6 protein-coding genes and 1 pseudogene are annotated in these 6,961 nt (G+C 42.1%); all 7 read left to right on the top strand.

Going from position 1 to position 6,961, the window contains the following annotated elements; translation table 11 throughout:
- The coding region (locus tag A5875_RS18595) for a BglG family transcription antiterminator (RefSeq protein ID WP_217809354.1) at positions 1-1,986 on the top strand (1,986 nt) is incomplete at its 5' end.
- Positions 1,987-2,119: 133 nt separating this feature from the next.
- Positions 2,120-2,596 (top strand): PTS sugar transporter subunit IIA, encoded by a 477-nt coding sequence (locus A5875_RS18600; protein ID WP_088935071.1) that lies wholly within the window; start codon positions 2,120-2,122, stop codon positions 2,594-2,596.
- Positions 2,597-2,598: 2 nt separating this feature from the next.
- Positions 2,599-2,892 carry a PTS sugar transporter subunit IIB gene (locus tag A5875_RS18605; protein WP_242551129.1) on the top strand — a complete coding sequence of 98 codons (294 nt, stop codon included), beginning with the start codon at positions 2,599-2,601 and terminating at the stop codon, positions 2,890-2,892.
- Between the two features lie 21 nt (positions 2,893-2,913).
- Positions 2,914-4,305, top strand: a complete 1,392-nt coding sequence (locus A5875_RS18610) for a PTS transporter subunit IIC (protein ID WP_088935073.1) — start codon at positions 2,914-2,916, stop codon at positions 4,303-4,305.
- Positions 4,306-4,443: 138 nt separating this feature from the next.
- On the top strand, positions 4,444-5,589 hold the full coding sequence (gene dgoD, locus A5875_RS18615; protein ID WP_088935074.1) for a galactonate dehydratase: 1,146 nt from the start codon (positions 4,444-4,446) through the stop codon (positions 5,587-5,589).
- A 13-nt stretch (positions 5,590-5,602) separates the two neighbouring features.
- The gene (locus A5875_RS18620) at positions 5,603-6,235 is read left to right on the top strand and encodes a bifunctional 4-hydroxy-2-oxoglutarate aldolase/2-dehydro-3-deoxy-phosphogluconate aldolase (protein ID WP_088935075.1); all 633 of its coding nucleotides are present in this window, start codon (positions 5,603-5,605) and stop codon (positions 6,233-6,235) included.
- Between the two features lie 412 nt (positions 6,236-6,647).
- Positions 6,648-6,961: pseudogene (locus A5875_RS18625) on the top strand (helix-turn-helix domain-containing protein); the annotation flags it as partial.

Genomic DNA, 6,961 nt, shown 5'->3' on the forward strand with positions numbered 1-6,961 from the left:
AAATTGAAGGGGATAAAGATGAGTAAAATGCAGCGGATTTTGCAAGTAGCAACCTATTTGCTTGAACAGCCGAAAGAAGAATACACGAACTCGCGAAAATTAGCTGAGCTTACCGGCGTTTCTACAAAAACGGTCTTAAAAGACTTGAAGTCCCTTGAAATCAGGAAAATATTGGGAAATGCGACCATTGAAAGAAAAGAGCATGTGGGGATTCGTTTAATTGCCAGCAGCGACCAGCGAAAGAAATTAGCCAATACCTTATATGAATTATTGCGGACAGACAAATTACTCTTACCCTCAAGTCTGGTGGATTCGAATGATTTTGAGAAAATCTGTTTAGTTTTGCTGCAATCAAAAGACGGGGTGAAAAAAGAGGAGCTGGCCGCCATTTTATATCGTGATTCCAGTAATCTGGATGCGGTAATTAAAGAAACGGAGCGTTTTGTTGCGCAGTTTGAGGTCAAGCTTTCAAAGAATCGAGCCAGCGGGTTTGAGTTAGCGGGTAAGGAAGAAAAGATTCGCGAACTCTTTCGAAATATCATTTTGCAAAAAATCATCATTGATAAGCCAGATCAGCTGGGGCATCAAGCTTCCGGCATTTATTTGCCGATCAAGAAAAGATTAAAAAAGATTTTTGATCATACGATTCTTGATTTTGCTATTGATATGATCGATAAGGCCGAACTCAATCTAAATGAACGTTTTACCAATTATGATTATGAGATTTTGGTCACTAAACTGTGTATTAAGATCAGTCGAATGAAACTAGGGAAGTTTATTCAGACCGATAACGCGATCGACGAATCGATCCGCGAGCATTTGGTTGCTCATTTGATCATCTTTCAAATTGATGAGGTGTTCAATTTGGAGTACAGCCTTTATGAGCACAAGGACTTAACGGAAATTATCTTATCGACTAGGCGGATCAATCAAAAGACAAAAGAAGACGCGGTTTTATTGGATGAGCAGGTTTTCCATGAGTTTATCTTATTTGTTGAAAGCGGGCTAGGTGTTGAGCTGACGAGTGATGAAGAACTGAAAAAGAATCTGCTGGATCATATCTTGCCGGCTATCCGAAGGGTTCGCTATGGGATTCAAATTGAGAATCCTCTGCTGAAACAAATTCAGCTGCAGCATACCGATGTTTACGTGTCAGTATTGACTGGTATCGGCATCATTGAAAAGGCGGAGGAAATTAGTTTTAATGATGCGGAAATTGGGTTTGTCTGCCTGCATATCATTGCGGCTATGAATCGAAATTCGAAACAAGGATATATTAAGACGATTTTTGTCTGTGATGAGGGGCAAGCGGTTACCTCGTTTTTAGCCAGTAATATTCAAAAAGCGTTTCCTGAAATTAAAATCATTGAAAGAGTTTCCAGTGACAAGCTTTCTCCGCAGTGCAATGAGGCTGATGTAATCTTCAATGCCACCTCTGCCATCATCCGCTATGAGAATGTGCCTACCGTGAGTGTCACTGAGCTGCTGAACGAGGGCAGTATGAGTGTCATTGGCAATTGGATCATCAACAGAGAATATGAAAAGTTGGCGGGAAGTGCCGATACTTTGAAGGACAGCTTCCTTTATTATCGGGATCAACTGTCTACGAAAGAAGAACTGATTACTACGTATTCTGCCTTATTGGAGGAAAAGGGCTTTGTCGATAAAGACTTCGGCCCATCAGCTTTAACGAGGGAACAAACGATACCGACCACTTTAGGCAGAGGGATCGCATTGCCTCACGGATCATCGGATCATGTAATTCATTCGTGTATTCTGATAATAAAGTTAGAACAAACAATCGAATGGAGCGGTCATCAGGTTGATCTGGTCTTTTTGACGGCGGTCAATCAGAAGGATGTCGAATTTCACAGAAGCTTCTTTGAACAACTATTTAAGATTATTTCAAATGAGTCCTTATTAAATGAGATCAAATCGATCGTTGACGTTGAAGCCTTGAAGAAGATCTTGTTTCCAACTAAATAGAATTCGTATTCTAGGGAGACAGTTCCACAATCAGATTATTTGTGGAACTGTTTCCCTTAAAACGTCTATTGATAGTGGAAGCTCAACTTAGCTAAGATTTATTTGTAAGAACAAGCAGAAAAGGAGGTTTAAGATGGGTGATATCGCAAGTCTGTTGAATCGCGATCTTGTTCATTGCCAAGTGGCTGCAGCGGATAAAAACGAGTTGCTGAAAAAGATGTCTACGGCGATGCATGAGCAAGGGTATGTGAAAGAAGGCTATATAGAAGGTGTGCTGGCCAGAGAAGCAGCTAGTCCGACTGGTCTGCAATTAGAAGTTTATGGCTGTGCCATTCCTCATAGTGAAATGAGTTATGTGAACAAACCCGTAATTTCGGTAGCAACATTGTCAAACGCGGTGACATTTAATCGGATGGATGACTTTAAAGCAGTGGTGGATGTACGTTTAGTCTTTATGTTGGCGGTTGATGAGGGATTAAAGCAAGTAAATACTTTGCAGACATTGATGCTTCTCTTGCAAGACAATGAAAAGGTAGCAGAATTAGTGCAAGCAACAAATTCAGATGAAATTTTAAACGTTTTTGATACTTTAGAAAAGGCAGGTAAATGATTATGGAAAAGAAAAATATTTTAGTCGTATGTGGAAATGGTGCAGCAACATCAACGATGGTCTTACAAACCTTGAAAGAAATGTTTGATGAAAAAGGGGTGCGGGTTGAACTGGCACAGAAGAAAGTACAGGAAGTCAATGAATTGATCAAAGATGATTATTATGACATGGTCGTCTCTACCTCGGGGACCGATTTTGTGAATCCTCATAGCATTCCAGTATTCAGCGGGGTTCCGCTTCTGACGGGCCTTGGAAAAGAGCAAATGTTAGATGACGTTTTAGCCGCTTTAAAATAGGTTTAAAGGAGGAGTTAAAAAATGGAGCAGTTTATGGAAACATTTAAATTTGTGATGAGCAACTTTGGAGCGGCGATCATGCTGCCGGTGCTTATCTTTGTCGTTGAACTATTTTTAAGGGTACCGATCGCAAAAGCAGTCAAATCTGCCATTTACATCGGTATCGGCTTAAATGCACTGATTTCAATTTTGAATCCATTCTTCTTAGGTCTGATGGGCGGCGCTGTGCAAGACATGGTTACTTCAACGGGCATCGAGCTGCCGTATTTAGATACAGGCTGGGGAATCTTGTCGGCATTAAGCTATTCGACTTCGATTGGAGCGGCGATCATTCCGGTGGGCTTAGCAGTGAATTTCCTGCTATTGAAGGTCCGCCTGACGGATACGTTAAATTTAGATATTTGGAATTATTGGGTCCTTGCATTTACAGGTAGTTTAATCTACTACCAGCATGGCAGCTATTTTCAAGGTTTAGCCGTTGCAGTTGCGCTTGAGATCGCGCTGCTTTTATTGGCGGATTTCACCGCGCCGATTTGTCAAAAATTCTTTGGCTTGCCGAATATTTCAATCTCTCATATTACCTTTCATGGGGGAACAATCGTGGCGATGATTTTACGGAAACCGCTTGAGCTGCTTGGAATCACGAAAATCAAAGCCAACTCCGAAGCGATTCGCTCTAAATTAGGGCTGTTTGGCGATCAAATTGTTGTGGGATTCTTAGTAGCTGTGCTGATTGGGATCGTTGCTTGGTTTAATCGTTTAGCCGATTTGGAAACTTGGTCAAATATTTTGAAACTAGGTGTTGGGACAGGCGCATTTATTTATCTGTACCCTAAAGCAACAGCGGCCTTGCTGGAAGGTTTCCGCACGCTAAGTGATCGTGTCCGGGAAGTGCTTCAGAACAAAGGGAACGATCGCACCCTTCATTTCGGAATGGACGGCGCATTAACTGTCGGTCATCCGGATGCTATTACGGTGGGATTATTAACGATGATCACAACGGTGGCTTTGATCTTTTTATTGCCGGGCAATAAGTTTCTAATGCTCGCTGATTTAGGCGTAACACCGTTCTTCTTAGCAGCTGGCTGTGCGGTAGTCATGAAAGGCAACATCATCGCTTCTTATATCTCAACCACAGTTGCCGTAATTTTAACGTTGTACGGATCAACGATCATTTCTCCAGTCTTTGCTGGAATTGCCGGTTCGATGGGCTTTGATATGGCTGATACGGGGGCTGCTCAAGTAGGAGCGGATCAACGTCCGCTGCAATCTTTGTTCTATTTTATCGGACAAAGTCCTGTGCTTGTTGCGATAGCTATTGCGGTGATTTTAGGAATCATGTATGTCGTTAAGAAAAAGCCTGCAATCAGCAACTTTATTTTAGGCGTAGAAGAACCAGCCGAAGAGGCGTAGCAAGAACCTTGGGGCGGGTCTATTAAAGACTTGCCCCTTTTATGTTGGGAGGCTCTTATGGCAAAAAGAATCAAGGTCGTCTGTAATGTGATCGCCGCACTAAGCGGCAAATCTTATGGAATAAGGAGCACGCGATAAATGAAAATTGTAGATATTGAAGTATTTAAAGTAAAACCCCGCTGGATTTTTGTGAAGGTCAATACGGACGAAGGAATTTCTGGTTGGGGCGAATGTATCGGCGGGACAAGAACCGAGACTGTCGTCAACTGTATTAAAGAAACAAGCGAGTATCTGATAGGAAAAGACCCGATGGAAATTGAGCGGCACTGGCAATTAATGTATCGCTTCTTCTTCAGAGGTGGACCCGTTCATATGACGGCTGTTTCAGGTATTGAGATGGCGTTGTGGGATATCAAAGGGAAATATTACAATGCCCCAGTCTATGATTTACTGGGGGGAAAAGTGCGTGATCGCTTGATGGTCTACTCTTGGATCGGCGGAGATCGGCCGGATAAAGTTGGCGAAGATGCCTTGGACCGCCGTTCACGCGGTTTTAAAGCCGTAAAGCTGTTAGCTACTGAGGAGATGCACTACATTGACAGCTACGACAAAGTAGAGAAGGTATTGAACAATATGCAGGCGATTCGCGATTCAGTCGGGATGGACCTGCAAGTCGGGATTGATTTTCATGGACGTGTCCATAAGGCCATGGCCAAAACCTTGATTAAGGAATTAGAAGCCTTTAAGCCGATGTTTATCGAAGAACCCGTCCTGCCGGAAAATGAAGAAGCCTTTATCGATCTCGCCCAACGAACGAATATCCCATTAGCCACTGGCGAAAGACTTTGCAATCGCTGGGATTACAAGCGATTAATAACCAGCGGAGCAGTCGATATTATCCAACCAGATGCCGCTTTGTGCGGAGGAATCTTGGAGACCAAAAAAATCTGCGCAATGGCTGAAGCCTATGATATCGCAGCAGCACCCCATGCGCCATATGGGCCAGTTGCTCTAGCCGCGACATTCCAAATTGATGCCTGTACGCAAAATGTTTTCATCCAAGAGCAAAGCCTCGGCATTCACTATAATAAAGGCTTTGATCTGTTAGATTTCGTGAAAAACAAAGAGATTTTCCACTATAACGACGGGTTTGCAGAAGTACCGAAAGGACCCGGATTAGGAATTGAGATGAATGAAGAGCTGATTCGAGAAGTAGCAGTAGAAGATTTAAGCTGGTCAAATCCAAAGTGGAAAAATTACGATGGGACCATGGCTGAATGGTAAGGAGCAATTGCAGATGAAGGACTTAGAAATATTACAAAAAATGAAGCAGAAAAAAATTTGCGGAATCATACGAAAAGTCACGGCAGCAGAGGCACAGGAGATCACCGGGGCATTAATAAATGGCGGTGTGTCAATCATCGAAGTGGCTTTTAACACCCCGAATGCTGCTGAAATCATCGCTATTTTGAAGCGGGAATACGGTGACGCTGTAATTATTGGCGCAGGAACCGTCCTTGATACAGAAACTGCCAGAAGTGCCATCTTGGCAGGCGCCGATTTCATCTTATCTCCAACCCTTCATATAGATGTGATTCGAATGTGTCAGAAATACAATGTCTTAGCCGTTCCTGGCGTCTTTACTCCATCAGAAATTATTCAGGCCTGGGAAGCCGGTGCAAGAATTGTCAAAGTTTTTCCTGCGGTTACCTTAACACCTACGTTTATCAAACAAGTCAAAGGGCCGCTAGACCAAATTGAAATCATGGCAGTAGGTGGAATCAACGAAGAAAATGCGGCAGACTTTCTTCATGCCGGAGCCTGCTGTGTAGGTGTCGGAAGTGATATAGCCGGATTAAGACTTTTGCACCAAGGTGGAGCTAGTTTAGTCTCTAAAAAAGCTAAACAGTTGGTGCAGCAGATTATGTAATAACTGATTAATAGATCAAGCGTTGCTGGGAAATCACGAAAGGATTCTCAGCAGCGTTTTTTTCTGTTAAACAGGAGTGTTAACCAACCTGCTTTAGTCTTTTTTGAAGTTAGTGGATGGAACTAATATTGGAGAAGTTAATCGTTTGAGAAGAACAAAAATTGTGTTGAACCTATCTTTTTGTTAGATACTCGATCGAGTCAAACAAAAGTTGGACTTCCAAGTTCAAATGGATAACACTTAAAATGAAAGCATAAGGAGGAATGATAGGCATGCTGGGTACCCGAGAAATCCTTATTCTGTCTCTTATACACATCTAGATGTGTATAAGAGACAGCAAAAACAATTACCAAAAGAGAAAAATGAATTTCCAAATGTAGAGGACTATACAGAGCCAGAGACGCGATATCAAATGGAAATGTTACTGATTTTAATTGAGACGGGGAAGGTTGGGGTAGAGGATATTTCTGACTTTATGAAAGTCAGTAGAAACACTGTTTTGTTGGACTTGAGAAAGTGCAAGGAACTGCTTGAAGCTCACTTCTGCTTTTTAGATTATCTTCCTGGAAAGGGCTATCAAATAATTGGCAGTCAAAAGAAAATCAACTATTTAATTATTTCGATAGTAAATCAACTAACTCGGAGAAGAAAAGGATTAAGAGAGATCGATCGGTATTTTACAAATATAAAAACTAAAACACTGCAGGTGATTTCGGAGTATGAAAA

Source organism: Enterococcus sp. 3H8_DIV0648, from assembly GCF_002140655.1.
Taxonomy (GTDB): domain Bacteria; phylum Bacillota; class Bacilli; order Lactobacillales; family Enterococcaceae; genus Enterococcus_A; species Enterococcus_A hulanensis.